The organism is Thermocladium modestius, from assembly GCF_055398215.1.
This window is the reverse complement of the sequence record NZ_AP043731.1, coordinates 1,620,294-1,645,498: the sequence shown is the minus strand read 5'-3', so window position 1 is coordinate 1,645,498 and position 25,205 is coordinate 1,620,294. Positions and strand designations below refer to the sequence as shown.

26 protein-coding genes and 1 pseudogene are annotated in these 25,205 nt (G+C 52.2%); 15 read left to right on the top strand and 12 right to left on the bottom strand.

What is annotated here, in order from left to right; all coding sequences use genetic code 11:
• Positions 1 to 4: 4 nt before the first annotated feature.
• Both ACZ5ZS_RS08530 and ACZ5ZS_RS08525 read right to left on the bottom strand, forming a co-directional pair.
• Positions 5 to 610 (bottom strand): hypothetical protein, encoded by a 606-nt coding sequence (locus ACZ5ZS_RS08530; RefSeq protein WP_188595645.1) that lies wholly within the window; start codon positions 608 to 610, stop codon positions 5 to 7.
• A gap of 112 nt (positions 611 to 722) precedes the next feature.
• On the bottom strand, positions 723 to 1,274 hold the full coding sequence (locus ACZ5ZS_RS08525) for a nucleoside-diphosphate kinase (protein ID WP_188595644.1): 552 nt from the start codon (positions 1,272 to 1,274) through the stop codon (positions 723 to 725).
• A gap of 104 nt (positions 1,275 to 1,378) precedes the next feature.
• Between ACZ5ZS_RS08525 and ACZ5ZS_RS08520 the strand changes: the two genes are divergently transcribed.
• The 3 genes from ACZ5ZS_RS08520 to ACZ5ZS_RS08510 all read left to right on the top strand — a co-directional run bounded on the left by ACZ5ZS_RS08520 (position 1,379) and on the right by ACZ5ZS_RS08510 (position 3,476).
• On the top strand, positions 1,379 to 1,978 hold the full coding sequence (locus tag ACZ5ZS_RS08520) for a class I SAM-dependent methyltransferase (RefSeq protein ID WP_188595643.1): 600 nt from the start codon (positions 1,379 to 1,381) through the stop codon (positions 1,976 to 1,978).
• A gap of 236 nt (positions 1,979 to 2,214) precedes the next feature.
• Positions 2,215 to 2,589: a hypothetical protein gene (locus tag ACZ5ZS_RS08515; protein WP_075059659.1), complete on the top strand. Its 375-nt coding sequence runs from the start codon at positions 2,215 to 2,217 to the stop codon at positions 2,587 to 2,589.
• 110 nt (positions 2,590 to 2,699) lie between these two features.
• Positions 2,700 to 3,476: an SAM hydrolase/SAM-dependent halogenase family protein gene (locus ACZ5ZS_RS08510; protein WP_188595642.1), complete on the top strand. Its 777-nt coding sequence runs from the start codon at positions 2,700 to 2,702 to the stop codon at positions 3,474 to 3,476.
• Here ACZ5ZS_RS08510 and ACZ5ZS_RS08505 read toward each other — a convergent pair.
• The 3 genes from ACZ5ZS_RS08505 to ACZ5ZS_RS08495 form a co-directional block, all read right to left on the bottom strand.
• Positions 3,454 to 4,695 carry an NAD(P)-binding domain-containing protein gene (locus tag ACZ5ZS_RS08505; protein WP_188595641.1) on the bottom strand — a complete coding sequence of 414 codons (1,242 nt, stop codon included), beginning with the start codon at positions 4,693 to 4,695 and terminating at the stop codon, positions 3,454 to 3,456. The genes ACZ5ZS_RS08510 and ACZ5ZS_RS08505 overlap by 23 nt on opposite strands.
• Entirely contained in the window at positions 4,688 to 5,350 is a 663-nt protein-coding gene (locus ACZ5ZS_RS08500; RefSeq protein WP_229657611.1) for a precorrin-2 dehydrogenase/sirohydrochlorin ferrochelatase family protein, read from the bottom strand. Before ACZ5ZS_RS08500 ends, ACZ5ZS_RS08505 begins: the two co-directional genes overlap by 8 nt.
• An 89-nt stretch (positions 5,351 to 5,439) precedes the next feature.
• The gene (locus tag ACZ5ZS_RS08495) at positions 5,440 to 5,820 is read right to left on the bottom strand and encodes a NifB/NifX family molybdenum-iron cluster-binding protein (RefSeq protein ID WP_229657610.1); all 381 of its coding nucleotides are present in this window, start codon (positions 5,818 to 5,820) and stop codon (positions 5,440 to 5,442) included.
• Positions 5,821 to 5,881: 61 nt separating this feature from the next.
• Here ACZ5ZS_RS08495 and ACZ5ZS_RS08490 point away from each other — a divergent pair, with 61 nt between their 5' ends.
• The 3 genes from ACZ5ZS_RS08490 to ACZ5ZS_RS08480 all read left to right on the top strand — a co-directional run bounded on the left by ACZ5ZS_RS08490 (position 5,882) and on the right by ACZ5ZS_RS08480 (position 7,701).
• A complete protein-coding gene (locus ACZ5ZS_RS08490; protein WP_188595639.1) occupies positions 5,882 to 6,118 on the top strand; it encodes a hypothetical protein in 237 nt (78 codons plus the stop codon).
• Positions 6,119 to 6,156: 38 nt separating this feature from the next.
• A complete protein-coding gene (locus ACZ5ZS_RS08485; protein ID WP_188595638.1) occupies positions 6,157 to 6,573 on the top strand; it encodes a hypothetical protein in 417 nt (138 codons plus the stop codon).
• 108 nt (positions 6,574 to 6,681) lie between these two features.
• The gene (locus ACZ5ZS_RS08480; protein ID WP_188595637.1) at positions 6,682 to 7,701 is read left to right on the top strand and encodes an AAA family ATPase; all 1,020 of its coding nucleotides are present in this window, start codon (positions 6,682 to 6,684) and stop codon (positions 7,699 to 7,701) included.
• Between the two features lie 50 nt (positions 7,702 to 7,751).
• On the opposite strand, the pseudogene ACZ5ZS_RS08475 reads toward ACZ5ZS_RS08480, so the two are convergent.
• The 5 genes and pseudogenes from ACZ5ZS_RS08475 to ACZ5ZS_RS08455 form a co-directional block, all read right to left on the bottom strand.
• A pseudogene (locus tag ACZ5ZS_RS08475) lies at positions 7,752 to 8,511 on the bottom strand (RNA-guided endonuclease InsQ/TnpB family protein); the annotation flags it as partial.
• A gap of 124 nt (positions 8,512 to 8,635) precedes the next feature.
• The gene (locus ACZ5ZS_RS08470) at positions 8,636 to 8,905 is read right to left on the bottom strand and encodes a hypothetical protein (protein WP_162508573.1); all 270 of its coding nucleotides are present in this window, start codon (positions 8,903 to 8,905) and stop codon (positions 8,636 to 8,638) included.
• A 251-nt stretch (positions 8,906 to 9,156) separates the two neighbouring features.
• Positions 9,157 to 10,011 carry a DNA double-strand break repair nuclease NurA gene (locus ACZ5ZS_RS08465; protein ID WP_188595636.1) on the bottom strand — a complete coding sequence of 285 codons (855 nt, stop codon included), beginning with the start codon at positions 10,009 to 10,011 and terminating at the stop codon, positions 9,157 to 9,159.
• 7 nt (positions 10,012 to 10,018) lie between these two features.
• A complete protein-coding gene (locus ACZ5ZS_RS08460; RefSeq protein WP_188595635.1) occupies positions 10,019 to 10,615 on the bottom strand; it encodes a hypothetical protein in 597 nt (198 codons plus the stop codon).
• Positions 10,605 to 14,012: a DNA repair protein RecN gene (locus ACZ5ZS_RS08455; RefSeq protein WP_188595634.1), complete on the bottom strand. Its 3,408-nt coding sequence runs from the start codon at positions 14,010 to 14,012 to the stop codon at positions 10,605 to 10,607. Before ACZ5ZS_RS08455 ends, ACZ5ZS_RS08460 begins: the two co-directional genes overlap by 11 nt.
• On the opposite strand from ACZ5ZS_RS08455, the gene ACZ5ZS_RS08450 reads away from it, so the two are divergent.
• Entirely contained in the window at positions 14,011 to 14,403 is a 393-nt protein-coding gene (locus ACZ5ZS_RS08450; RefSeq protein WP_464858269.1) for an ATP-grasp domain-containing protein, read from the top strand. The two genes, ACZ5ZS_RS08455 and ACZ5ZS_RS08450, sit on opposite strands and share 2 nt — an antisense overlap.
• Positions 14,400 to 14,912, top strand: coding sequence for an ATP-grasp domain-containing protein (locus tag ACZ5ZS_RS08445; protein WP_464858267.1), 513 nt, complete (start codon positions 14,400 to 14,402; stop codon positions 14,910 to 14,912). Before ACZ5ZS_RS08450 ends, ACZ5ZS_RS08445 begins: the two co-directional genes overlap by 4 nt.
• A gap of 3 nt (positions 14,913 to 14,915) precedes the next feature.
• Here ACZ5ZS_RS08445 and ACZ5ZS_RS08440 read toward each other — a convergent pair whose 3' ends face one another.
• Together ACZ5ZS_RS08440 and ACZ5ZS_RS08435 are read right to left on the bottom strand one after the other, a co-directional pair.
• Positions 14,916 to 16,622 (bottom strand): radical SAM protein, encoded by a 1,707-nt coding sequence (locus ACZ5ZS_RS08440; protein ID WP_188595632.1) that lies wholly within the window; start codon positions 16,620 to 16,622, stop codon positions 14,916 to 14,918.
• Positions 16,623 to 16,812: 190 nt separating this feature from the next.
• Positions 16,813 to 18,315 carry a hypothetical protein gene (locus ACZ5ZS_RS08435; RefSeq protein WP_188595631.1) on the bottom strand — a complete coding sequence of 501 codons (1,503 nt, stop codon included), beginning with the start codon at positions 18,313 to 18,315 and terminating at the stop codon, positions 16,813 to 16,815.
• Between the two features lie 121 nt (positions 18,316 to 18,436).
• On the opposite strand from ACZ5ZS_RS08435, the gene ACZ5ZS_RS08430 reads away from it, so the two are divergent.
• The 7 genes from ACZ5ZS_RS08430 (at position 18,437) to ACZ5ZS_RS08400 (ending at position 25,181) form a co-directional block, all read left to right on the top strand.
• Positions 18,437 to 19,339, top strand: a complete 903-nt coding sequence (locus ACZ5ZS_RS08430; protein WP_188595630.1) for a phosphoadenosine phosphosulfate reductase family protein — start codon at positions 18,437 to 18,439, stop codon at positions 19,337 to 19,339.
• Positions 19,340 to 19,405: 66 nt separating this feature from the next.
• Positions 19,406 to 20,719, top strand: coding sequence for a sulfatase-like hydrolase/transferase (locus ACZ5ZS_RS08425; RefSeq protein WP_188595629.1), 1,314 nt, complete (start codon positions 19,406 to 19,408; stop codon positions 20,717 to 20,719).
• Between the two features lie 121 nt (positions 20,720 to 20,840).
• Positions 20,841 to 21,674, top strand: a complete 834-nt coding sequence (locus ACZ5ZS_RS08420) for a hypothetical protein (RefSeq protein WP_188595628.1) — start codon at positions 20,841 to 20,843, stop codon at positions 21,672 to 21,674.
• Positions 21,675 to 21,956: 282 nt separating this feature from the next.
• Positions 21,957 to 23,183, top strand: coding sequence for a glycosyltransferase (locus ACZ5ZS_RS08415; RefSeq protein WP_188595627.1), 1,227 nt, complete (start codon positions 21,957 to 21,959; stop codon positions 23,181 to 23,183).
• Positions 23,184 to 23,390: 207 nt separating this feature from the next.
• Positions 23,391 to 23,936 (top strand): HIT family protein, encoded by a 546-nt coding sequence (locus ACZ5ZS_RS08410; RefSeq protein ID WP_188595626.1) that lies wholly within the window; start codon positions 23,391 to 23,393, stop codon positions 23,934 to 23,936.
• The gene (locus ACZ5ZS_RS08405; protein ID WP_188595625.1) at positions 23,902 to 24,132 is read left to right on the top strand and encodes a hypothetical protein; all 231 of its coding nucleotides are present in this window, start codon (positions 23,902 to 23,904) and stop codon (positions 24,130 to 24,132) included. The genes ACZ5ZS_RS08410 and ACZ5ZS_RS08405 overlap by 35 nt, the downstream gene beginning before the upstream one ends.
• On the top strand, positions 24,129 to 25,181 hold the full coding sequence (locus ACZ5ZS_RS08400; protein ID WP_188595624.1) for an AAA family ATPase: 1,053 nt from the start codon (positions 24,129 to 24,131) through the stop codon (positions 25,179 to 25,181). Before ACZ5ZS_RS08405 ends, ACZ5ZS_RS08400 begins: the two co-directional genes overlap by 4 nt.
• Positions 25,182 to 25,205 lie beyond the last annotated feature (24 nt).

The window sequence follows — 25,205 nt, the reverse complement described above, 5'->3', positions numbered from 1 at the left end:
TTACTCACTGCCCATTTCCCTGAGATAACTGTAGGTTCACCACGACGAGGGGCCTATCCATGGATCTGAGCTCCGCTATCTTGCTTATTATCATTCTCTTTACGAGCGCTGGATTGCCTTTAATGGCATCCACCGCCCCCTTAACCCCCTCCTCAGCCACCAGTTCTTGAACCACCGATCTAGCCACGAAGTCCGACACTATGCTGGTTCCGCATATCTCTCCCTCCTCAACTAGTCCCAGCATAGCCATCCTATTCAATTTACGCATCTGCCTAGTCCCTATCATGCCAATGGCCTTCTCAGTATCGGCATCGAAGTTCCTCTCCTCATCGGTGGACCCAAAGCTGAGCTTGACCCGCTGCCTCCACTTGAGCAGCCAGTAATCCAGCCAATCGGGTAGCCACGATGAGAGCGGGCCATCAACTGCCTTGCATAGAGCATCGTGATTCCTGGGGTTTCCCTTGGTTATGTAATTAACCAAGTCTTGATAAACGAAGTCGCTCAATATGCGGATCTCGTCCTGCTGGAAGCCCATGTCGGTTAACCTGAGCGTCAGCACGTACTTGAGGCGGTTCTCCACGTTCTCGCATTCATTGATATCCCCACTCATTACTTGTGTATGGACGCTGACCTGCTTTTTAATCTTTGCGGGCAAACTAACTTCACAGGCATGTAGGAGACACCCGCTGAGGCAGGCAAAGTAAAGATTAACGGCTGATCCGCTACCAGGGATTTAACTCATCATTCCTGAACCAGTAGCTTATCTCCCTAGCGGCGGACTCGGGGCTATCGCTGGCATGAACTAGGTTGCGGATGGCCCGCTTCTCCTTATTGGCCAGGTCGGGGCTGTCCGTCGAGTAATCGCCCCTTATTGTGCCTGGAGCCGCCATGTAGGGAAGGGTATGGCCTATCATTTTCCTCACCACATCGATGGCATGATTGCCCTCCACGACTATGAGCACTACGGGGGTCTCCGTCATGTAATTGACCAGCCACTGCTTAACCATTCTCCCCACTTGCACTGGATCATCGGTTCCCATGTCCTTCCTTATATCCATGTTCATTTCCTGGTACGACTTGATCGATTTATTGCCGACGCTCCTGAACCACTCCTCGTCGCTGGGGTAAAACCCAGCCATCTGCTCCACAGTTGCCTTAACCATCTTAATTCCTATTATTTTAAGGCCCAGCCGCTCCAACCTGCTTATAACTTCCCCTATTATCCTGGCCTTAACTCCATCAGGTTTAACTATGACGAGCGTCCTCTCAATCATGGCCGCGACTAGGATGAGATCCTTTTAAGCATTGTCCATTTCATTCCAGCTCAAGACAGGCCTTGAGGAAAACGAATATTTAACCCCAAACTCGTCATATATTGGTGTATTACTCCGTTGACCCGAATTACGGTAGCCTGAGAATAAATAGAATAAGGGCCGCGGTGAGGGGGGTCTCGCTGGAGCTAATCACTGCTCCAGGCGTCTTCTCGCCAAGCGGGCTGGATAGGGGATCGCTAGCGCTGGCGGAATCAATGGAAGTACCAAGCCAAGGCAAGGTGCTGGACCTGGGATGCGGATACGGTTTCCTAGGAGTGCTGGCTGCCCTGTTATCGCCGAAATCAACTGTGACCATGATTGACTCGAACAAATTGGCGGTTAAGTTGGCGTCAATAAATGCAAAATTGAATGGAGCGACCAACGCCGTGGCTAGGCAAGGAGATGTACTGCAAGGCATGGATGAGTCCTTCGACCTAATAGTGACTAACCCCCCATACTCGGCGGGCTCCAGAGTCGTCGAGAGATTCATAGTCGAGTCAGCGGTGCACCTATCCAATGCTGGATCGCTTCAATTGGTGGTTCCATCGAAGATGAAGAGAGGCATTCAAAGGCTGCTGGAGGACGCGTATGGATCCGTGGAGGAAATCGGCGGCACGGGATCATATAAAGTATATAAAGCAATGCATCCAAAAACCTTGCATTGAATGAGGGGAGACGCTCAATGCGGAAGCCCAAGGTCATCAATTAATGGTTAGGCTCAATTCAAGGCAGACGCGTAATTGATGGCGCATTCACCCAAACGCGAGCCCCCACTGGACCCAGCTGGGATCTTCGATTGAGACCGACCATTGCCGCTGAACGCGGTGAGGGTTTAAGGCATCCTCTTAAAGGCGGGGAGCCTCATATATATTTAATAATCTCCTCTTAAATCCCTAGTTTAATGATCGCAGCTTTAATCGGATTGATAGTCCTGCTCATAGCGTGGCTAATAGCCTCTATACCGGTGTGGATAGGGGCTAAGGTGGCGGGTGGCGATGCATCCATTGGTAAGGCAATGCTGGCAACGCTTGCCTCAGTGATTGTATTCGCCATAATATTTGCTATATTCAGCGCATTCTCGGGAGGCGTTGGATTGATAGCCGGCTTCATAGGCATTCTGGCCGTCTTCAAGGCGATATTCAACCTAGGATGGGGAGGCGCATTCCTGACAGCCTTAATAGCATTTATAATAGTGATCGTGATAGCTATGGTGCTCGGCGCAATAGGGTTGGCAGTGCCGTTAATGCATGGCCAATTCATAATGATACGTCGCTGATGGAAAGCTTCACGAACTACTCACCGCATGTTCTCGCGTCTCATTGAGGCCGGGCGGGAACCTAATGACAGGCGAGGCAGCTTTTTAATTCGGTCCGCCGATTGATTTTCATGGCAGTAATAACGTTGCTCACGGACTTCGGCTTGACTGATTACTTCGTGCCCTCAATGAAGGGGGTCATACTTTCAATAAATCCATCGGCCACCATTATTGATATAACCCACGATGTGCCCAAATTCAACGTGTTGAGAGCCGCGTTCATACTTAAATCGGCCTATAAATGGTTCCCTAAGGGAACAATCCATGTGGTCGTGGTGGATCCAGGCGTCGGCACTCCACGGAAGCCCATAGCTATAAGGGGACGCAGCCACGTATTCGTGGGTCCAGATAACGGCGTGTTATCGCTGGCGGCCGAGGAGGACGGCGTGGTGGAGGCAAGGGAGATTAAGTCAAGTGGAAACGCGTCGTTCACGTTTCATGGAAGGGATATATTTGCGCCGATTGCCGCCAGGCTGAGCGCCGGAATCGAGTTCAGCGACGTGGGGCCCGTTACTGAGTTCCAGCGGCTTGAGTTGATGAAGCCGCATTGGGCCGATGGTTTCCTCGCGGCGATGATAATATACGTTGATTCCTTCGGCAATGCCTTCACTAACGTAACTGCAGACCAACTGCAAGTGGATTATGGAACTGCCCTAGACGTGGAACTGCAGAGTGGATCGCGCGTGAGGGTCAGGTTGGAGCGATCATATGGGTACGTCCCCCCAGGGGAGCCGCTGGCATTGATAAATAGCGAGGGTTACCTTGAGTTGGCTGTTAACCAGGGAAGCTTCGCGGATAGATTCAAGGTAGTCTCCGGCGCGTCGATTAGGATAATCCCTGTCCGCTAGAATCCTCTTGCTGCTTTTCTATCTCGCGTATTACTTTAACCGCCTCAGTGAGGCTTCCGTTGATGGCTATGTTTTTTATGTAATTGATCACGGGATACATGGACTTGAATAGAACTGACTTTGTTACCACGTCTATGCCTTCATCGCCATCTATCAATCCCTTGCTGCGGCCCTTCTCTATCTCCTCGAGCCTGAGCCTTTCCATTCTAGTCATAAATGCGGAGAGCTCGATCTCAACTATCTTTCGCTTATAGGCTAGCTCGAATCCCCTGAGCTCCTTCTCCACGGCCGCCTCAGCTTCCTTTATGGCCTTAAGCCTCTCCTCGTTCAATGCAGCCATGAACTCCTTCAATTCATCTATGGAGATGGCCGGACCATCGACGTTCCTCGGAATGCCCAGGTCTATCACCAGGGAACCCGGAGGCATTAAGTTCAAATCATCCCTGCCGAGAATGGGCTTGCTGGTCTTCACGGCGGTTATCAGGGCGGCCAGGCTTGGAATGCTGCCGCGCAGCGAGTCGATGGGTTCATAGTCATAACCCAGCCTAGTCGCGAGCCTCCTCGCGTTCTCCAAAGTTCTATTGAATATCACCACGTTCGAGAAGCCGCGCTCGTGGAGCTTCATCGCGATCAGCGAAGCCATTGCTCCCGCTCCAACCAAGCCCACGCGAGACTCCTTGCCGATCCCCCTCTTCACCAAGTAATCCACAGCTGCTCCCCCCAATCCATTCGATGATTTGGATAATTTGGGGTTCGCTGTCCTAATTCTCTTCCCAACCCCTATTGCACGCTCGACTACGAACTTCAGCTCCGCCTTCAATGCCTTCCTGGCTATTGCGTCCTGGAAGGCCTCCTCCAACTGCCCCAGCACCTCGCTCTCCCCGATCGCCGCTGATTCTAGGCCGGCCGCCACTCGGAATAGGTGCCTCACCGCATCTAATCCCCTGTGGACGTCTGCCAGCGATCTCGCTAGGCTGGCCTTATTCCCATAAATCTCGAGAACCCCCTCGACCCCCCTCCCCGCCGTATCCAATGCGTAAATCTCTATCCTATTGCAAGTTTGGAAGATAAATGACTCGTCATACGAATCGGCCAAGCGTTTGTATGCCTCTCCCTCGTTCAAGTAAATGCTGCTGAGGATGACTGTATTGGCCCTCTTATGGGTCACGGCCACGGCGATCAGAGAGTTGAGCCTCCTGGCTAGCTCCGGATCATCCATTGCGGATCACCTCATCCACGTACTTCAGCACGTCATCCACCCTCCCGCTCTTGGCCAATGACTTGAAGGCATCGTCATCCCTCAACCGCATGTATAACTGCATCCTCCTGCCCGGAGAGGCGACCTCCTTCTTTATCTTTTCCTTAGCGGCGTACCAAGCAGTGATGAAGCTGGCCATATCCCCGCTGCCCTCCAGTACACTCATTAAGTAATCCCGAACCGCCCGCGCCGCCACGCCGCTTTTCCCCTCCGTGGTGACGGCGAGCCTAACGCCCATGTACTCCCCCTCAAATGGAACGACCACCTCGGTTTCCTCGGCGTTGGTGGCATCGTTGAACAATGCATTTCCAGCGGCCGCTGCGCTCCTGGCCTTAGCCCGTAAGTCCTCATTTGGCACCGCATACACAACCAAGTCGAACCCCCTCGCGATAAAGTTGAGATCCATGAGCCTCAAATCCCCTATTATCAAGTCAATATCACCTTGAGCCCCCAACCCCCTTAATTCCTCGGATGCATCCATGGCTATCGCGATTACGTGGGAACCGGCCGATAGGAACTTCTCGACCCGCTTCGTCGCGGCATATCCACCGCCGAGCACGAGCACCTTCTTTCCGCTGAATTCTATGAAGAGGGGGATCCTCACTGGCATCGCCATGAATTAATTAAATATTAAACTTTTCCCCGCAATTATTGGGTGGGAATAGATGAGGAATCCGTTTAAATTCAAGGTAGGTCCATGCATTATTATGCATGGTTCTCCTCGCCGTGATGGCCATGTTCATGGGTGGGCCCCTTGGCCGGCATTAGTTTCCCCTCTATTAACATAGTCAAGGCATCGTTAACTGGAGTTCCATCAGGCACTACATAAATATTGAGGCCCCAGCTAAGCGCTGCCCTGTAACCGGGCGGCCCTATCTCCGTCACTATTATTGAGGAGACCCCGGCATCCTTGGCTCTCCTCAACGCGTGAAGACCCCTATGCATTGTGGCATTAATAGCCGGGTTGGGTTCCATTGATACCTCCTTAATGCCCGAGGGGCTTACCTCGTATATTAGTATGTATTCCCCCTCTCCAGGGCCGGTGACCACATTGTTGCTGGCCACGACCGCTATTTTTTGCATCATCGGAACCGATATCAGAAACCCTTAATAAGCATTTCGCGGCTTGGTAACACGGCGGCCGTGTATGGTTAGGATTGATCTCGGCTCGCTTAATGTGAGCAGGAGAAGGGATCCCCAGGGCTTCTACGTAGCCATAATAGGAAAGGAGAGGGCGGCGATCATAATCGATGCCGTGGAGGAGCTTGGCCTCGACATAGAGAGTAGCGGGGACGTGATAATGATAAGAAGCAAGTCATGGGCCAAGCTGGCCAGCCTGATGTCACGGGCCAAGGCACGAGGCCTGAGAGTAATCAATGATTGAGGTGAAATGCTTAATAGGCGACATGCCGCAATGAGCAAGTGGAGTGCGGCGGCCTTAAGTGCAGCAAATCCGGCGAACACTTGGAATGCGCCAGGGTGGAGCATTGGGTCCATGACTTTGACCTACTGATAGACGCATTAATCAATAGAGGTAAACTGATGGTGCTTACCGTGGAGGGACCCATAATGAGATCCGGCATTTGCAGGTTCATCAGGCTTGAGATTCACGTGGAGCCAGGAGGCAGACTCAGGGCATTAGTCAGAATAGATACGTATAAGGACGAGCCCATAATGCTGGAATACCCGGTCAAGTCGATCCCCGATGAATGGAGGAAGGCCGATCCATGTCAATTGGTGGATAAGTTAACCAAGGAAGCAAGAATAGACACAATCACTAAGACGATAGCGTACATCCTTAATGCAATCAACGTGGATCCAAGATTGCCGTGCAATTAGCAAGCGCCGAGACATCATGGATTTCCACTCCAACTATGCATTGCGTTCCGAACAATGAAGCTAAAATATAATAACTCAGGAGTGCTGAGTACTCAGGAGTGCTGAGCAGTGATCTTTGACATAAGACCTAAGGAGGACTTAAGGGAGCTGCTTTTCCGAGATGATGAGGCTAGGAAGCTGGCCAGGCTTATGGATGAGGGTATCTGGGCTGTAGTATTGGGGCCTAGAATGGTAGGAAAGACTAGCTTGATTAAGGCCACAGCCAAGGGATTCAGATCAATCTATGTCAACCTATGGGGAGCCAGGGGATTAAACGATCTCCTTGAACGAATGATAAGGGGACTCCCAAGGGACTCTATGGGAAGGAAGATGCTCTCCGGCTTGGACTCAATCACGCTAAGCCCAATCCCGTCGATAACTATAAAGAACAAGAGCAAGATAATAAGCGATATACTAGAAGAACTTGGGAGCAGAGGAAAGGTGGTGATTATACTGGATGAAGTGCAAGAACTTAGATCCGTCACCAAACCACTTTGGGATCTCCTATCATATATATTTTACACGTTTCGGAATATTTCCTTCGTGTTCACCGGATCCATGACAGGCCTAATCAAGGTGATACTATCGCCGCCAAATGGCTCTCCCCTAGTCGGGAGAAAACCAGTCAAGCTTGAACTCAACCCATTCACTGAGATCCAGTCAAAAGAGTTCTTGAGACGCGGATTTAGCGAGGCAGGCATGTCAATCCCGAATAATATAGAAGAAGTGCTAGTCGAGTTGGATGGAATACCCGGCTGGCTCACTCTTTATGGCCATCTAAGGGTTAATCAAGGATTAGACCATTCCAGAGCGCTGGAGGAGACCAAAATAGAGGCATGCAAAGTTCTCAAGGAATCCTTTCTCCACTTTCTAGAGGATAAGAGAAACAAAGAGCTCTACCTAGAGGTAATAAGAAGGATGCCGGGCAGATGGAGCGAAATAAAGAGGGGACTAGACGTGAGCGATGAGATTCTAAGCAACGCGTTGAGATCCCTTCAGGATTGGTTTTTCATAAAGAAGGTAAATGAGGTCTATGATTTACATGACAAGATTATGAGGTACTGCGCCATAAATGACCTACTTCGTTGAACTTTCGATTTCAAGAACAACTATTCATGAAATTAATGCACAGTCATTCAATCACCCATCAAGTTCTTCACGTACTCATGTGTCTTGACCAATTTCTTTCTAGTCTTCTCGTAGTTTCTAGACCCTTTCTTTTTTCTAGATAAAGACCTTTGCAATATCTTTATCCTCCTCTTCACTTTATCGAAAACTTTGGGGTTCCCTATCGCCACGCCGTCCGAGGTTTACGAGTTTCTCCACTCCTAGATCTATCCCAACCACCCTCCCAGTCTTCTCAAGGGGCTTCTTCTCCACCTCAGTCTGAAATATGGCGTGCCAACCAGTGGAGCTCTTCTTTATTATGACTCCCTTTACCTTGCCTTCCAACGGTCTGTGGAGGAGTACTTTTACCTCGCCTATCTTAGATAGAACGAGTCTATCTCCCTGAACTTTGAAACCTGACTGGTTGTAAGATGACCTTCATGGCCTTCTTATACCTCAGTTTCCTCACTCTCCTCCCTTTCTTCTTCAGTTTGTGAAGAGCGTTGACATTATACCAAAGCTGATTGTTCACCATTTGGAGGGCTTTGGAGTGGACCAGTTCCTTCCCTTCTATTTTCAAGTCCTTCAACATTGCCTGAGTTTCCCTGGGCGTCATCTTCCTACTCTCTTTCCTCGCATTGCTCACTGCATCTAGCAAGGCGTTGTATACTTTAGCTTCGATTTGCATTGTTTTGAGGAGTTTCTCCTCTACTTCCCTCGCTGGGTAAACTGTACTTGAACGAGAGTTGAATTACGTCGCTCTTTTCCCTTGGCCCTCCATGCTTTCTCAATGCCTCAAGCGTTGCTTGTCCGCTTTTTGGTAGCTATAAGAAGGTTTCTATGAGGGGGCTATCCATCCCCTCCCTGACGGAAGGGGACTTCCGCCCCCCTTAACCCCCAGAAAGTTAAATGGGAATTAAGCCATGATTACTGACCGCGCGGCCAACGCTAAGGACTCCACCGACTCATCTGACTTAACGGGCTTCAGCACCGTTATCCTTCCATCCTTCAGATCTATGAAGCCACCGCTCCTCAACCTCTCAACCACGTAGTCCGCAAATTGAGTACCAAGCCAATAATTCATGGTTCTATATACCTTGGAGTACCTCAGCTTCAAGTTGCCTCGCTTGGATGCCTCCTTTATTAAAAGCAATGCCAGCTTAGCGCTGGCCTGTGGGGACAGCATGAATTCCATAAATAAAACAATGCTTAAAATTGTTACTGTCGACTTAATGGTTTGATAATTGAAGGTTAAATCCATTCATTGAGGCTAGACGCCCCAACGGCAGGCCTAGGTTGATGGAGAAGGATGCAGTCGGTTAAGGCGGCGAATCCCCTTTTTAAATAGGCATTAAAGCACGTACGGCGGCTCCAGCTATGAGGAGGGGATGGCTGGCTCCCTCACCGCCTTAAAGGGGCGAGGCTTGCTGTTCTTTATCAATGTTTATCTAGCATTTCCCTCAGCGTCTCGTGAATTGCTATCGCGCCGTACCCCCGCGCCAGCTTGGATATGGATAATTTGACGTATTTGATCACGTCGCCGCTGAGCTTGGACAGTCTATCCACGACGTAGAGGGGAAGAGGGTATCCCTCCCTCGTCGTCAATTCCCCAATTAGAGCAAGAACGGATGGATCTAAGGGCTCGGTTGCCTCCACGTACATGGGCAGTAGGTGGGGCTTGTATTGAACATAGAAGGACGAGAGATCACCGTCGGAAATGGGCACGGTGAGCATGACCCCGGCGTACCCATCAGCTCGCCTGTTCTCCTCCATAGCCACGAACAACGGCATCCTCTCATCAACATCAAGCCCCGAGTACCTATTCACCGTAACATCCTTCGAGTGAGCCAGCACGGCTGCCCCTCTATTTCTGGCCGTGGATAACAATACAGACTTGGCCCTCAAGTACTCCCCGCTATCCGTGTTGAGCCTCACCGTTCCATCCAGCAACACGACGCACTCACCCCGAGAGGCGGAGAGCAGTTGAGCAGCCACGTCGAATTCCACCGCCCTCGCCTCCACCGACAGCTCGATCGATTTCCCCAACAGGAGGGGCTTCAATACGGTAATCCTGGACTTACCCATGAATTCCATTCCAACGGCATTTATAATGCCTAACCTAGCGCCCGCGTACGTCACCTCGGCGAACCCGGAATCCACCGCTATGAGGCACTCGACGCCGTTGGGAGGGGCTTGAGGCGCCCTGATCAACTTGCCTTCCAGCTCATGAATATACGCCCTATTCTCCAGCCCCGGCAGCTGAACCTCCACGAACTCGTATATACCCCTCACGAATTGGTCAAGGATAGACGCGCCGCCTCACCTCCCTCAATATGGCGTGCAGTAGTCCCGAATCGATTAGGGATTCGCCGTCCACCACGCCGGCCTCCCTGAGCACTTGAAGCGTAGGGCTGGGCAGATCAACTTCAACCAGGCTCTTCGACTTCAAAAGGGACTCCAACCCCATCAATGTCACGGAGGCGCCGCGCCTTCTCTCCCCGACTACAATGCCGACCAACTTATCGACGCAGTACTTAACCCGCTTGTCTCCAGCCTCCCTGACACGCGCGTTCATTAGCTCGGATAATTCGGCTAGCAATTCATCGAATAGGGCGGATAGGTAAATTGTGAGGGGAACACCATTCACTATCAATCTATCCCCAACCCATTCAATGCACTTATCCTTGACGGTGCAGATTATTGACTTGAGGGGAACGCCGTCTATTATCAACGGCGCGGCGTCGCTGCCCCTATTGATCACCGTGACCAGCCCAAGGCCTGGGTTCTTGCCGGTCATGTCTATGATCACATCATGGGGTTCAGATGACTCCAGGCAGGGAACTCGCTTGCATATGGGGTACCGCTTCGCAGTGATTATCGCCACATCAAGAGACATACTTCTTCTCTACCAACTTGGCCCTCCAGAGAACCTCCAGGTAATTAATTACCTGTTGGGACTCCATTCCCAGCGATCTGCCGGCCTCTATCTCATCGATGCCAACGTTGGGTCCCTTAAACGCTATGTACCTGACCAGGGGAAGCGGCGCGTTGAGCTTCACCGCTATTTCGCGCAGCTTGGCATCCACGTCGGCCTTGATCTTGATCAATCTATCCAACTGCTCTCCCCCGTCTTGATCCACCGGGCCTAGGTCTATTACTGGGGCATGCATTACCGCCTTCGCCTCCAGCCACCGTGCAGCGTTGGAGTACCTCGCCAATACCTCCCTGGCCCTCTCAATGCCTGTAGCCAACGATCCACGTGCCTGTCTAACCTTGCTGCTTAAATCGGCATATATTCCATTTAATTGATCGACGACGCCCATCCTGGCCAGCTTGGCTAGGTCATCCATTATTCCATCCATATCTATGTCCTCCAGGGAGGGGGCCCAGTCCTCCGCTAGCTTGGAGAGGCGGCGAGCGGATTCCGCAAGCGATCTGTATTCGTTTAGCATAGATAATATGCTGGAGATGGACTTAGCGACCTCCAGGATTTTGGCGTACTCCTCCTTGGCATCCTCCATTATGGCCTCCAGGGACTTGCTTGCCGCGTCGAGCGACATACCGTTTAGTTTTTCAATAGAATCGGCCATTGTAGACGCAAGCTCATTATATTTGGAGCGAAGTATATCCATTATGCTGGGGGGAATCAAGGCCGCGTAGCGATCCAGCTCCGACTCAAGGGCATTGAGCAGCGACGCGCAGGATTCCAACGATGCCTTGGCCCTCCCCAACTCATTGCTCAGCGATTCCCTAGCCTCATTCAATGCCTCCTCCACATCGTCCAACGCGAGCCGGAGCGAGGCGTATTTCTTCAATTCATCCTCGCCGGGTTTCACGACCGTGGCGAGCATTTTGCAATCATCAAGCATTCCCTGCGCCCTGCGAATCAATTCCCCGGAGCCAGGCAGCTTAACCCGAACCCTCCAATCCCCAGCCTCCATAGTGACCTGCTCCTCTCCATACGATGAGATGATGCCATCCAATTCCTTACACATGGCGTCGATTCCAGCCTTGAATGATTGCGAGGAGATGGGAAGCATCTTATCGCCCACCTGTATGAGGAGGCCCCTCATCCTCATTAATTGAATTAAATCGCCCTCCCTGAATTCCCTCCATAATTGAACCGGCAGTATAGCCGCTATTATGGACTCCAACTCCCTCTGCGTCGCTTGCCTCCCCGCCCTGCTCAGGTAATCCAGCACAACTCGCTCCACCAGCGAGATGCAGGGCTTATCGCCGCACTTGAATGAGTCGGGGAGGTCCCTCGCATCGCCGCTTATCCACTGCTCAACTATCCTTCGAATCCCCTCCCTCTTGCTCTCCCTGCGGCGCATGCCGATCGTATACCTCAACAGATCGCTCCGTAACTCCTCCTTGAATGAGTTAAGCCTATCGAGGAACGCCCGGGCTCGCTCCACGAACACCCTATACTCCGCGGGCGGATTGGGCTTGTCCATTAATGCCAGCCCCATAACGGTTTGCCGCGCCTCATCCAACTTATCGGAGCCGATTGGAACCACCATGACGTGGCCATCAACTGGAAATACGTCCTTCCAGCGCAGCTTGGACAACGACTTCTTAATCAAGTCCTCCAAGTCCCTCGTCAAGAGAGAGGAGCTGGCCGCGATAAGTATCAATCCATCCACTGGCTTGATGGACTGCCCCATCCTCACTTCCCCCCTAAGCACCACCTCATCCATTACCCTCTCCGCGGCTGGGCCCCACTCGATTCCTACGAATCCAAGCCTGGCATCCAGGGATTGCTCGCTCACATTTATTACCATGTTTCCCTGGGCGCCGAGTTGAGCGGAGCCGGAGATCAACCTAATCAAGTGCTTCAGCACAGCCGGCGCGCCCTCCTGGGCTAATTCCCGCATTATCGGCTCCACGTCGCCCAGCCCAGTCGACCCCCTCTGCTTGAACATAGCGCGGTGTATGTCCTTCTTCAACTCATAGGCCCTCACGTACTTGATGCCCAGCCTTCGAAGCTCCTCCTCCGCGGCGGTTGGGAGAACGGCGTGCAGCATCACCCGCTCCCCGGAGTAGCGGGTGTAATGGGAGCCGTACTCTATTGATAGGTCCCTTAAATCCTTGAATGCTATGGGAAGCAAGCCAAACAGCATCCGTACTCCATTTAGCCCAGCAACAGCCTTGGAGTCGCTTGGATCGATCTCGGCCACCAATACCTCCTCCGCTATACCGCTCACAGCCAATGCCTGGGGAGAGACTCCCAATGCATCGATAGAAACGGGGATCCCGCTCAATATAAGGGGAGATAGGTCCACGTACGTCTCCAGCAATTCTCGGAGTAGGTCCGAGTCCATCCATTTCAGTTCATCCAACGCAAATGACGCCAGGACATCCGCCGTCAATTGGCGGCCGGACTCAACGACTCTGTCCAGCAACTTGGCGGTGAGCTTAATCATGTTCCTCGGCGTTACCGTGCCCCCCTCCCCGCTGGCCGCTGCTAGGTAGAGGAAGGAGAGGGCCTCCCTGGTGAGAGGCCATAAATCGCCTCCCCCCGCCGCTGTCTTGAGGTCGTTGAATGATCGTGTTGAGTAGGCCGCCAATCTATTGGATATTATGGCCTCGTAGAGCCAATACGGGAACCTCTCGTCTATTATGATCTCCCTATACACCCTTCCCTTGGTTATATCGAAGAGGTCCGGCACATTGCTCTTGAGGATGTTATAGTAGAGGTGTGGAGTGAAGGCGGCTATAACCATTACCCCCGATAGATCCGCCGCATCTATGCCCAGCTGGTGCGCGTAGTTGCGGGGCTCGAGCAGCGCCCGCATTATGGTGCTCATGTTTACTATCAACTTCTTCACGTCGTCGTTGATGCCGCCGCTTATTGAGACCAGCCTCGTCAATTCATCGGCTTCATCCAGCATCACCACCAAGTGCTTGCTTCCACGCTTTGCGTCGAGTATCTTGCCCATTATGTTGAAGTCGAGGCCTATGCTCAAGCTGAGCCTCACCACCTTGATCCCCCGTCCTTCTATCAATTCCTGCGACGCATCCAATAACTCAGTCTTTCCCCAGCCGTAGGGGCCTATTATCACGGCCAATATGTTGTCCTGTCCCTGCAGGAAGGCGGAGAGCACCTTCTCCACCTCCCCGAGCTCCCTCTCCATGCCCACCGCGGAGTACCTCCGCTTTATTGAGGGCAATCCACTTGGGTTGAGGGGCCTATCCACAAATCCAAACGCGGAGTAGCTCATTATCGAGCAATTCTTGCCTGTTGAGTTAATTAAGTAAACATTTAAAATCGAGACGAGGGGGAACGGCATGGATATCGGGATACTCAGGGCATACGACTTGGATTGGACCCCCGAGGAGGTAAGGGATCTGGAGGACGCAATAAGGAGTCGAGGCCATTCCCCGAAGAGGGTTTACGTGGACCTCCTAAGGATCGACTTGGGGAAAGGCATCAAGATACGACAGCAAATAGGCCATCACTTGGACGACGACGTGACCGGGCTTCCCGGCGCCGTGTTGAGACACATGGGAACGATAAGGGACTTCGAGCAGTTCCACTACAGGATATGGGCGGCCAAGGCAATGGAGCGCGCCGGCACAGTCATCAGCAACCCCGTCGATGCCTGGGTCACCGCCGGCGATAAGTTCGCAACCGGCTTGGAGTTGGCGAGGCAAGGCCTCCCAGTCCCCCCACCACCGTGACGGAGAACATAATAACCGCCTACTGGGCCGCCAAGGAGTTGGGGCCCATGGTGGTTAAGCCCCTCAGGAGCGCAATGGGGTACGGCGTTGCGAAGATCGATGATGCAGATGAGGCCATGCATTTCTTCAGCTTCCTAACCAACATAAGCAAGCCAATACTGATCCAGAAATACATGGAGAAGGCAGGGGGAGGTGATTACAGGGTGGTGGTGGTGAATGGTCAGGCCATAGGAGCCGAGTTCAGGAGGGGAACCGGGTGGAAGAGCAACGTGGCGCAGGGAGCCACTCCCCTCCCAGCGAGGCTTGGCAGCGACGCGCTGGAGCTGGCGGTGAAGGCAACGGAGGCGCTGGGGCTCGATTATGCCGGGGTTGACTTAATGGAGACTCGGGAGGGGTTCATGATACTCGAGGTGAACCCGACGATGGCGTGGGCAGGATTCAAGAGGGCCACTGGCATTAACCCGGCCGGTCACATAGTGGATAACTTAATAAGAAAGATAAAGCGGTGAACTTCAGTTGCCATCCACCGTGAATATGGAGGCATCCAGCGATTCGGCGGCTAACTCATCCATTGATTTAAACGGTCTCCTAAGCAACACCTTGTTCACCCTATCCCTCGTGAAGCCGGGAAGCATTGAGAGCAGCTTGCTGGACGCCTCGTTTATGTTGATTGGAATGGAGATGCCTACAACGCTCCTGGGCCCGTGATCCACCACCACGACGTCCACCCAATCGCCGAGCCTAAGCCCTTGGGGGATAAATATCAACAAGGGGTACGAGCCCACCTGCCTCGCGTAAACGCCGCCCGGCGCCTGGGCCTCCACGTAGGCCTCCCTCAGAATGATTCCCCTTGGAACTACGCGCCTTATCATTTCCAGGTCAAATCTAGTCCTGACCCAGTTCTTCAACGATAGGAAGTACCTCTTGTGCTTCTCCAGCATTGACCTAATGGATCCCCGCTTGCCCCATAGGGGGGTTGGCTCCAGGACCAGAACCTGACGTAGATTCACCCTCCTAACCAACACGTTTGACTCCAACACCTTGCTCAGGAACTCCCTGTTGAGCATGTACGTTTCCTTGGTTTCCCCGGGCAGGCCGGCCACAAAGTTGATTCCAGGAAGCAAGTGAGGCAGGCCATTATGGCCGAGGACCCTCCCCACCTCATCCACGAGCTTCATAGCGGCCAAGGCCTCGTCCGGCTGCGTCTTCAAATTATTCAGCTTAATCACCTTGGGATCAGCGCTCTCAATCCCCATGGCCGCCACATCCCCCGGCGTGTGGTGCCTAATTATTGCCTTCAAGGCCGCCCTGCTCTCCTCCGGCCAATTATATATCGTGCCTGGATTCACGTTATCTATGTGAAGCACCCGTAGGCCCGGCGCCGCCGCCCTTATGCCTCTAAACAACCGCTCCACCGCGTCGGGGTCTGGGCGGGGGAAATCCAACCGTCCCGTGTCCCTTGCCTTATATGAAAGTATATCTGCCTGCCTCCCCACCCTGAAGTGCCTAACGCCGGCGACGTGGAGGGCCGCCACCTCGCGCGCAATTGCCTCCTCATCCCTGTACTCAACGCCGCCGTACCTGACAGTGGCGCAGAAACTGCATCCGCCGCTGACGTATCTTGGGCATGACCTGTAGGTCTCCAGTTCAACTATTAAATTGCGGCCGTGATTTGGGTGCTGAACCGCTATCCTGGCCCCCCTCACCGCGAACTCATTGATGGCAGCATACGATGAGTGAACCATAGCTGGGCTAACCCCCTCCAGCGAGAACCTCCTCGACGCTATCTCGTGAACCACTAGATCCAGGTCCCCGCTAACCACCAAGTCGTAATACTTGGAGAAGAAGGATCTGGGCACCGCTATGGATCCACCGCCGGCCCCAAATCCAAACCGGGCCACGGGGCCTCCAAGTACCTTGGGAACCCCCAGGCCGCCCACTCGAATCAACTCCCTCAACGTTATGGGCTCCCCGCCCAAGTATTTCCCCGGAGTGACTATCCCAGCCATCACCACCAACAACTTGGAGCCGCTTACCAGATCGGCGAAGGCATTCCAATCCCGACGAGCCTCGTCCACGGTAATGTATCTGACATCTATTGATGGATCCACCGACCAGATGGCGCCCGCGACGTACCTGGCATACACGTCGAGGTACGGGGGAACCCCCAGGCCGGCGGGCTCATCATCATACCCATCCAATAATACTACCCTATCCACCGATGCCCGGGGCAGCATAAGACTTAAATCTTGCTCCTGCACGCGAACTTGGATGAGGAAGTGATTATAAGGAGGTGAGCTGAAGCCGAACTCGTGATGATGAGGCATTTGGTTGATGCGATGATATGCGCTGGAATTGCTGACCAAGCTAATGCCGACCCCCTTGAGCGGTGGTTGCCGTTTTGCTTTGTCACGTAGCTATGGCGGCTTGCCTAATGCTCCTCAACACGGATCTAAATATGTCCCGGGAGCGGTTGGAGACGACCAACGTGACGACCAAGTAGACCAGCGTCGTTAACAGGAACGCGGCAAGTATCTCGACTATCGTTATGTAAACATCGTGGACCAGCTTGAATCTTACATGCTGCGCCGCAATGTACACCAACGCAGCCGACGCGAGCGTTGGCGCCACGTAGTCCCGCAGTAAGTGGTGGAGCGGGAGCTCCACTTGCATCTTGCGTATCCTCATTGTCCTCAGCGTGAATGATGTGGAGAACGCTATTATATTGGAGATCGAGAATGCCATCACTATCGCGAAGGGCAGGTGCTTTATCAAGAAGTAAATGGGGATCGCAAGCACTATGTAGAGGGACGCCCTAACCAAGTGCAATAGCTTCGAGAATCCTATATGGGTCCCCCAGTATGTGCCGATGCCCACCTCGCCCTTGAAGTCCGACTTATCCACGCCGCTGATCAGGTTATCAGTGAAGGTATTCACCAATGACACGGTATTCGACACTAGGAAGAAGAGGATTGGAAGGTAGAGGGGACCTATTAAGTCCAAGTCATTAGGCCGCAGCAAGTCTATTATCAAGGGCTCGAAGCTCGCCACCGTCAACACTATGGACGTGTTTATGAAGAGGGAGAGCAGCATGTCCCTGTAGACAACCTCCAGCCTGCCCCGCTCTAGCAGTTCCCCGTACATTATGCTGGGTATCACGTTGGGCATGCTGAATAGCCTACCTATTGCGCGGAGGACGTTCCAGACCCCCAAGTCGATCAAGGACCCAAGCAATCCTATGACCTCGGTGCTGAGGGATGAGATCGTATCCGCTATGGAGCTCATCATGGAAACCCACGACGCGCCTGCGGACCACTTGAGCAACCGCTTGAAATCCATTGATGGCTTGTGAAATCTAATGGTAATGGCAAGGGAGTAGGAGGCTGAAGAGAGAACTATCAAGAAGGTGCTCCAGAGCACGGCGTATACTGACCAATCCAGTAACATTATGAGGGGGATCACCAACAGCTTAGCGGCTGATGAGACTAGGCTGGACGCCACGTAGGCCTGCCTGTTCTTTACGAGGAGCACGGAGCCCGTTACTGATTGAACGTAGCTGGTGAGGGCCGTCAGCAACGTGATGGTCAATAGCAGGTATGCATACTCGCCTGACTCTCCCCATAGGGGAATCAGGTAGGCCACGGACATGGCCGCGCTCACTACATAGAAAACGCCCACCAATTTCATAATTGCCACCACGTTGATCGATCCATCCTTGGCCACCGCCCTGGACGCCGTGAATGATGGGATAGTCACGGGAAGCGAGGAGAAGGCAACGGCCGAGTTAACTATGTTGAGGAGCCCCAAGTAGTCCAGCGTCAATTTCCTGGTTATCGCTATGTTATAGACGGCGCCGCTGAGCAGCGAAAGCACGGTGGCCATGAAGCCCACGGCCCTGGGGCTTAGCCTCATTAAGGCGCGAGGGCATTCACTCGTTTTAAGCCTTTTCATAGTCATGATAGCCGCATGTAAAGAAGCGGATTTTCCCCTATGCGCTAGAAATCCTTATAATATATTGAATTGAGGCGATTTTATGTTATCCATATCGGGCGAATTGGCGAGGAGGATAATTGAGGAGGCCGATGCACGCGGGCTGGATCCCCAGCAGTACCTATCCATCCTATTAAGCAAGGCCAGTCCACAGAGAAGGCTGGACCTGCTTCCGCTCAAGTATAAGGCCGAGATAGCCGTGGCCGTCGCCAGGGCTGCCCTAGAGACGTTCAAGAAGGCCGCGGTGGTTTGGAGCGCTGGGAAGGATAGCACTGTGGTGCTCCACGCCGCCCTAAAGGCTAGGGAGGCGACTGGAAGGGATTTTGACGTGGTTTTCATTGATCACTTCATGCATTTCGAGGAGACGCTGAAGTTCATCGAGGACGTGGAGAGGCAGTGGGGCTTGAAGGTTATATTCAAGGGGAACGAGCGGTTGAGGGGGTATAAGTATGGGGATGAGGTTAAGGTTGATGAGTTGGATCCGAGGGATAGGGAGGAGTTGTTGAAGATAGGGTACACGGCGCCCAGCTTCAAGTACGCGTTGAACAACGTGGCCGCCAATCACTTGTTGAAGACGGTGCCCATGAATGAGTTCATCAGGGATGGCGGGTATGAGGGCGTGTTCGTGGGGATTAGGTGGGATGAGAACCCGGCCAGGGCTGGTGAGGTTTTCTTCAGCAGGAGGCAGGAGCCTCTTCACGTGAGGGTTCACCCAATCCTTCCATTCACTGAGAGGGACGTGTGGAATTACACGCTTGAGAATAAACTGCCCATAAACCCGCTCTATTATAGGGGTTTTAGGAGCATTGATGATAAGTACGAGTCCAAGCCAACAGGGGATAAGCCGGCCTGGGAGCAGGACTTGGAGGGGACGCCTGAGCGCGTGGGGAGGGCCCAGGATAAGGAGGGCATAATGGAGCTCCTCCGGAGATACGGATACATGTAAGGTTCCACGCGTTCCGCTGAGTTTCAACGGTGTACCTTAATAAGAAATGCGGAGGGGATTAGATGAATGAAGAGGCCCAACATAATTCTATTAATAATAGATACGCTGAGGGAGGACCACGGCAAGGGATTGGAGGCACTGGAGCAATTTGGTTTCGTCAAGTATGAGAATGCCATAGCCCCCGCTCCATGGACCTTGCCGAGCCACGCGTCGATTTTCACAGGCCTTTACCCGTCAATGCATGGAATACATGAATCGTATGGGGTCTACGTGGGCGAGAAGATGGCAGAGCTATCCTCGGCTAAAATGGAGGGACTACGACTGGGATTGCTGGGAGAGTTGGGGGACTATGGCTATGATACATATATAATCACCGCCAACCCATTCATAACTCCACTGCACGGCTTTCGCGGAACTAAGTCAATCCATTTACGCGGCTTCCTCTACTCCCTGGATAATGCCTATCTCAATGACTTGTTGAGGCTGTACAAGAACCACTTGAGGCTGGCCAGGGAGTTGATGAGGAGGGGCCAAGCGTGGCTGTCAATTAAGGGCGCGTACTACTTCGCAAGGAGCAAGATAGACCAGGCGCTGGTGAGGGCTGGAATTTACGAGAGACCGATACTGGAGAAGGGATCTAATCTAATACTGGAGATATTAGACGATGCGTTGAGGGGAGGGAGGAGGACCGGGATTGATCTGCGGAAGGACGAGGGCAGCTTCTTCCTGTTCATAAACATGATGGAGGCGCATGCTCCCTACGTGGCGGGTGACATAGATGACTCCCTATCCGTGAACGCCTATCTAGAGGCAGTGTTTAAGGGAGAGGCACCAAGAGAGGCCGTGAACATATGGAGGAAAAGGTATCCGATTCACTCTGCCTATGCCGTGAGTCGCGCCTTGGATATAGTCAGGAAACTTAGCCTTGTGATCGATGATTCCCTCTTCATAGTCACCTCGGACCACGGGGAACTGCTTGGGGATGGCGGCTTCAGCCACGGTTACTTCTTAGAGGATGGGGTGTTAAGGGTTCCCCTCTACATAAGGTGGCCACGCGGCATGACGGCGTTGAAACAGGAGGGGCAATTAATCAGTTTGACCCAGGTTCCATCATTGATTAGGGGCGTCGTAGATGGGTCGACCCCCGTGATCGGGAGGAGGATCGCCATGGCGGAGAGCTTCGGATCTAACTTCAACTATTCGGGACGCATATCGGTAACCGAGGAGGAGGTGAAGAGGGTATTCTCGCATAGAGTCAAGGTTTACTTGCAGGGAGGGAAGTGGTTCGTATACAATGAGGGGACAGATTCCATAGAGAAGGTGGAGGGAATGGGCATGGATGAGGCTAAGGCCACGGCCAAGAACTTATTGCAATGGTGAAGCATTCATCCAGTTCTGCCTGAGCAGCCCCCATCAATTTTACCAGTGATAGATGCAGCTGATCTCATACATGGATCGATTCCATGATTAAATTTTTAAATCGCTATTGAGCCCTCTCTCAATGATCTTGGTAACATATATGCCTTTTTATAGGATACATGAGGTATTGGAGTACTTCCAGAAGAACGTGGAGGCCATAAAACCAAGTTCAGCCATTGTCTACGTCGATAATGTATTTCACGATAGGCAAAAAGAGATGCTACGGAATATAATTCCAGGCAATATGGATGTGAGGGTTGGGAATTGGCGCAGCAGGAGCGGGACGTGGTTCACCATGCTGAGGGACCTGCAGGGAGCCGGCGATGTGGCGATAATGGATAGCGATAACGTGATTGATCCCATGTTTTCAGCTGTTCATCCGCTCATGAACTATGATATGTATACCATATTGGATAGAGAGGCGTGGGGCAGGGGTGCTCCGAATACCATGATGAGGAGCCACAAGTTGGGGGAGTTAAACGTTAACGGCACTACAATAACGGTGTTTGGATACAGGATCTATGAACCTAACCTAATGAGGAAGGGGACTGTCCTCTTTATAGGGCCCAAGCAAGTAGTTGTTTATAGGAAGTTGCCTTCATTGGATGTAATAAATAAGGTGGAGGAGGCGTTTCTCGATGTTCCGCCGGAGCTCCGTCCATTCATAAATGACGAGGGCGTATTGGGGATACTGGCCTACTTGAGCGGCATCAAGGTAACTCCATGGATAGTACTCAGCAATCACATGCATCACGGATCAGAGCATCCAGCGTCTAGGACCAGAAAGGCAATAGTTGCCAGTGCCCAGTTGAAGTTTGCTAAGTCCCTTCAGAAGAGGTTCAAAATGAAGGAGTTCACCCTATATAGAACAAAGTATTTCTTGTCGCTCATCAAGGATATTTGGTACCTATATTGATCCTCACTCCCGGGATGGAGCCGATCCTCCGCTAGAGCCGATCACAAGCACTGGATTCCATTAACGAACAGCATCACTATAAATACAATTGAAGGCGTGAATTCGAGCGATAGCCGCATTATGTTGCTTTTTCCTTGGTCTTTCTGTGATTGCGTTCACCGCATGGTCATACTTATTTTCAATTAAATAAAAACCATTCCATGAAGGGCCATTCCTTTCCCGGCGGAAGAAGACCTCCACTCTCCACTAAATTAAATTAGGGCTTAACCAAGCGAGCCCTCAATGGATGCAGTATTAAGCGCAGCGTTTTTCCCAGCTCCGTGTGGAGGCAGTGCATCTGGGTTCAGAGGCTGGCATGTTTACGCAGCTGCTGGATTGTCAAAGCAGGGATTCCGCTCCATAGCAATGAACCCAGTAAGCTGTGGATCTGTATCGCTGGACGTAGTTGATGGAGTGCCTGTGTTGGGCATTCCCATAGACGTTGGACGGAGCTGGCCTCTCAGGGTAATTAATGGAGCAATAAAGGGACTGCTTGGTTATGATATGGAGTTGAGCGGGTTATCGCTCCATTACGGGGAGGTCCTACGTGATCTATCGGAGGGAGCCGTGCTTTACCTACACGGGTATCACAGGAGAAGCGAGGCTTGGTTGGCTTTGCGGAAGCTGTCACCATCCATGAACGGGGAAACGAAGCTTATCCTTCAAAACCACGCATCCCCCCCTCCCCACGGCTTGCGCAATGGGAATCCAATCCGTAAGTCAATATGGTATGTTAGAGAGGACGAATTACGGAGGCTACGGGCCTTCTTCTTTGCGTTGACTGAGGCCGAGAAGAGGTACTTGGAGGGATTGGGAGCGGAATTCGTTAAGGTTAGGCCTATGGCAGTTAACTTCGACTCCCTGATACCAGCAAGTGAAGAGCGAAAAACAATTATCAAGAGAGAGCTGGGATTGGATGAAGATTCCATATACGTGGTAATGTACGGAGGCGGGCTGGAGAAGGGAGTGCACTACGCTCCATTAATACACGGCGAGCTTCAAAGACGGTTCAAGTCAAGGCTAATAGTGACGGGCATACCTGATCACCAGGAGGGAATATGGAGGTGGCTGGAATCGCATGGGGTTACGGCATTCCTAAAATCAAGGCTATCCCACTCCGATTACCTGAAACTAGTGTCAGCATCTAGCGCATTCATAATGCCGGCTAGGAGCAGCATCATATACGGCGGAATAACTGTTTCCGTGATGGAGGCATTAGCGATGGGCATTCCAGTAGTGTCTCCAACCCTAATTCACTTCCCCGATCTTCATAGAATGAAGGAGGTGGGCGTCGCCACTCGTTTCGTAGATGAGCCAAGGGATTTACTGGACTTCTTGGACGAGGTAGTATGGGTATTGGAGAACAGGGACAGCTTCAATCCAAGTAGAATACATGAATTGGGGCAGCTCTATTACTCCTGGGAGGCCTTTTCAAGGGACTTCAGCGAGGCGGTGACAAGCCTGAGCTAAAGATAGCTGACTCCCCTACCCCGGAAGCAGCGATTACCTCTTCTTTTTTTATCAATTCATGCTTCAGTAGAGGCAATCAAAAGAATGCGCTGACCAACTTTAGAAAACCAAGAAGCACAACAATAAGGAATACAGGCCTGAAACGCTGCTTCATATGTACCTCAACATGTTTTTAAAGCGGCACGGAATGATTTTGGCGATCACCGCATGCGGGATTGCAATAACATGGATGTGCTGTTCTCTCCGTGGAGGTATGATTACATAAAGAGCGCCGTGAGGAAGGAGCTTGGATGCTTCATTTGTTCTTATGTTAAGGATGATAAGGACGACGATAATCTAGTGGTGTTCAGGGGCAGGAAGTGCGTTGTATTGATGAATAAGTATCCATATAATAGGGGGCACGTGATGATTGCCCCGTACAGGCATGTCCCCTCGCTGGAGGATTTGAGCGATGATGAATTGATGGACTGCTCCAACCTAATTCTGGCCCTTATTAAGGCGGAGGAGGAGATATTATCTCCGGATGATTTCAACGTGGGCATAAACGTGGGGAGAGCCGCTGGGGCTGGGTTGGAGGAGCACATGCACGTGCACGTCATACCCAGGTGGATTGGGGACGCAGGCGCCATTCCGTCCAGTTACGGCTTCAGCGATGTGGAGAGGGATATGAGGGAGATAATGCTTAAACTGAGGAGCAGGCTGGGGGGCTTGGTCTACCGTGATAGTGACGGCGAAGAAATTCATACCCATTGAAACCAAGCTACAGGAGGTGAGGCAACCGGTTATGGAGGCGGGGAAGTTAATCGATAGAATCGGGGAGGTGATAGACTCCCTGATAAACGATGTAGAGAAGAAGGGCAATGTGATTAACTTGGGAATATCCGTGTCGCCCCTGAGCATAGGTAGCATTGATGGATTATTGGTGGTCGTCTGGGCGATGCTTCAATGATTCGCAAGATCTGCGCGAGCAACTTCAAGGCGATAGGCGAGAAGTGCATTGAGGTGGGACGAGGATTGAATTTGGTGGTGGGCCCCCCGGCCTCGGGCAAGAGCAGCCTCATGGAGTCCCTGGCGTTCCTTATGCAGAGCAAGGGAGAGGATTGGCTGATCACTGAGGGAAATTTCCTGGTAATACATGATTTACGGGACGTGATAAACGGGATGGATGGGTCGAAGATCATGGGCATTGGAATCGGGGTCGATGTGGATGACTTCATGAGAAGTTTCCTCGAACCAAGCGGGGTGATGGCTAGGACCATAGAGTATGAGTATAAGTACAGGCACTCAGATGGGTGGGTTTCGCAGACTGTGAAAATAGATGGGGAGGAGATCACATTCGAAAAGGATGGGGATGGCGGCATGATGACCAGGCCAAGGCCCCTAAGGCTATGCACTCCGCCGGCCTACGTAATGCACGAGGATGCATTGATGCCGTGCGAGAATTCAAGCGAGGTGGGGAGGGCTCAAGCTGCTTTATTCGCGTTAAGGCAATCCCTGCGGGATCGCTTCTTCTTCCTGGGCGAGAACAGGGTGGCTTGGTGGAAGAGAACCTTCGAGACCACGGTGGACTTACCAACTCATTCTGTGGGGGGAGACGGACAGTACACGGTTCATTTTCTATCCATGATACTGACCAAGCCAGAGTACTCGGAGGGGGCTCAAGCCATTAAGGCCATGCTATCCAGGCTTGGGGTGGATGACGTGACGGCCGGATTTGTGGAGCCCAATAGGGTGTCGGGCTACTTATCCATGAAGGGACGATGGGGCCCCCTCTACCACGCGGGGCTAGCCATTAGGTCGCTGCTCCCACTGCTGGTCCAATTGGCTATATCGCCCAGAGGATCCACAGTGGTCGTGGATGGGGTCGATATTGGGTTGAACGAGGAATGGCTGGAAATGATAATTGACATTCTATTGAGGGCAAGCAAGGATATACAGATAATAGCTACGTCCAGGTACGCCCCAAAGAGTAGCGGGGTGAATTTGGTGACTTTATGATGGACGCCGATTACGCCTCCAGGA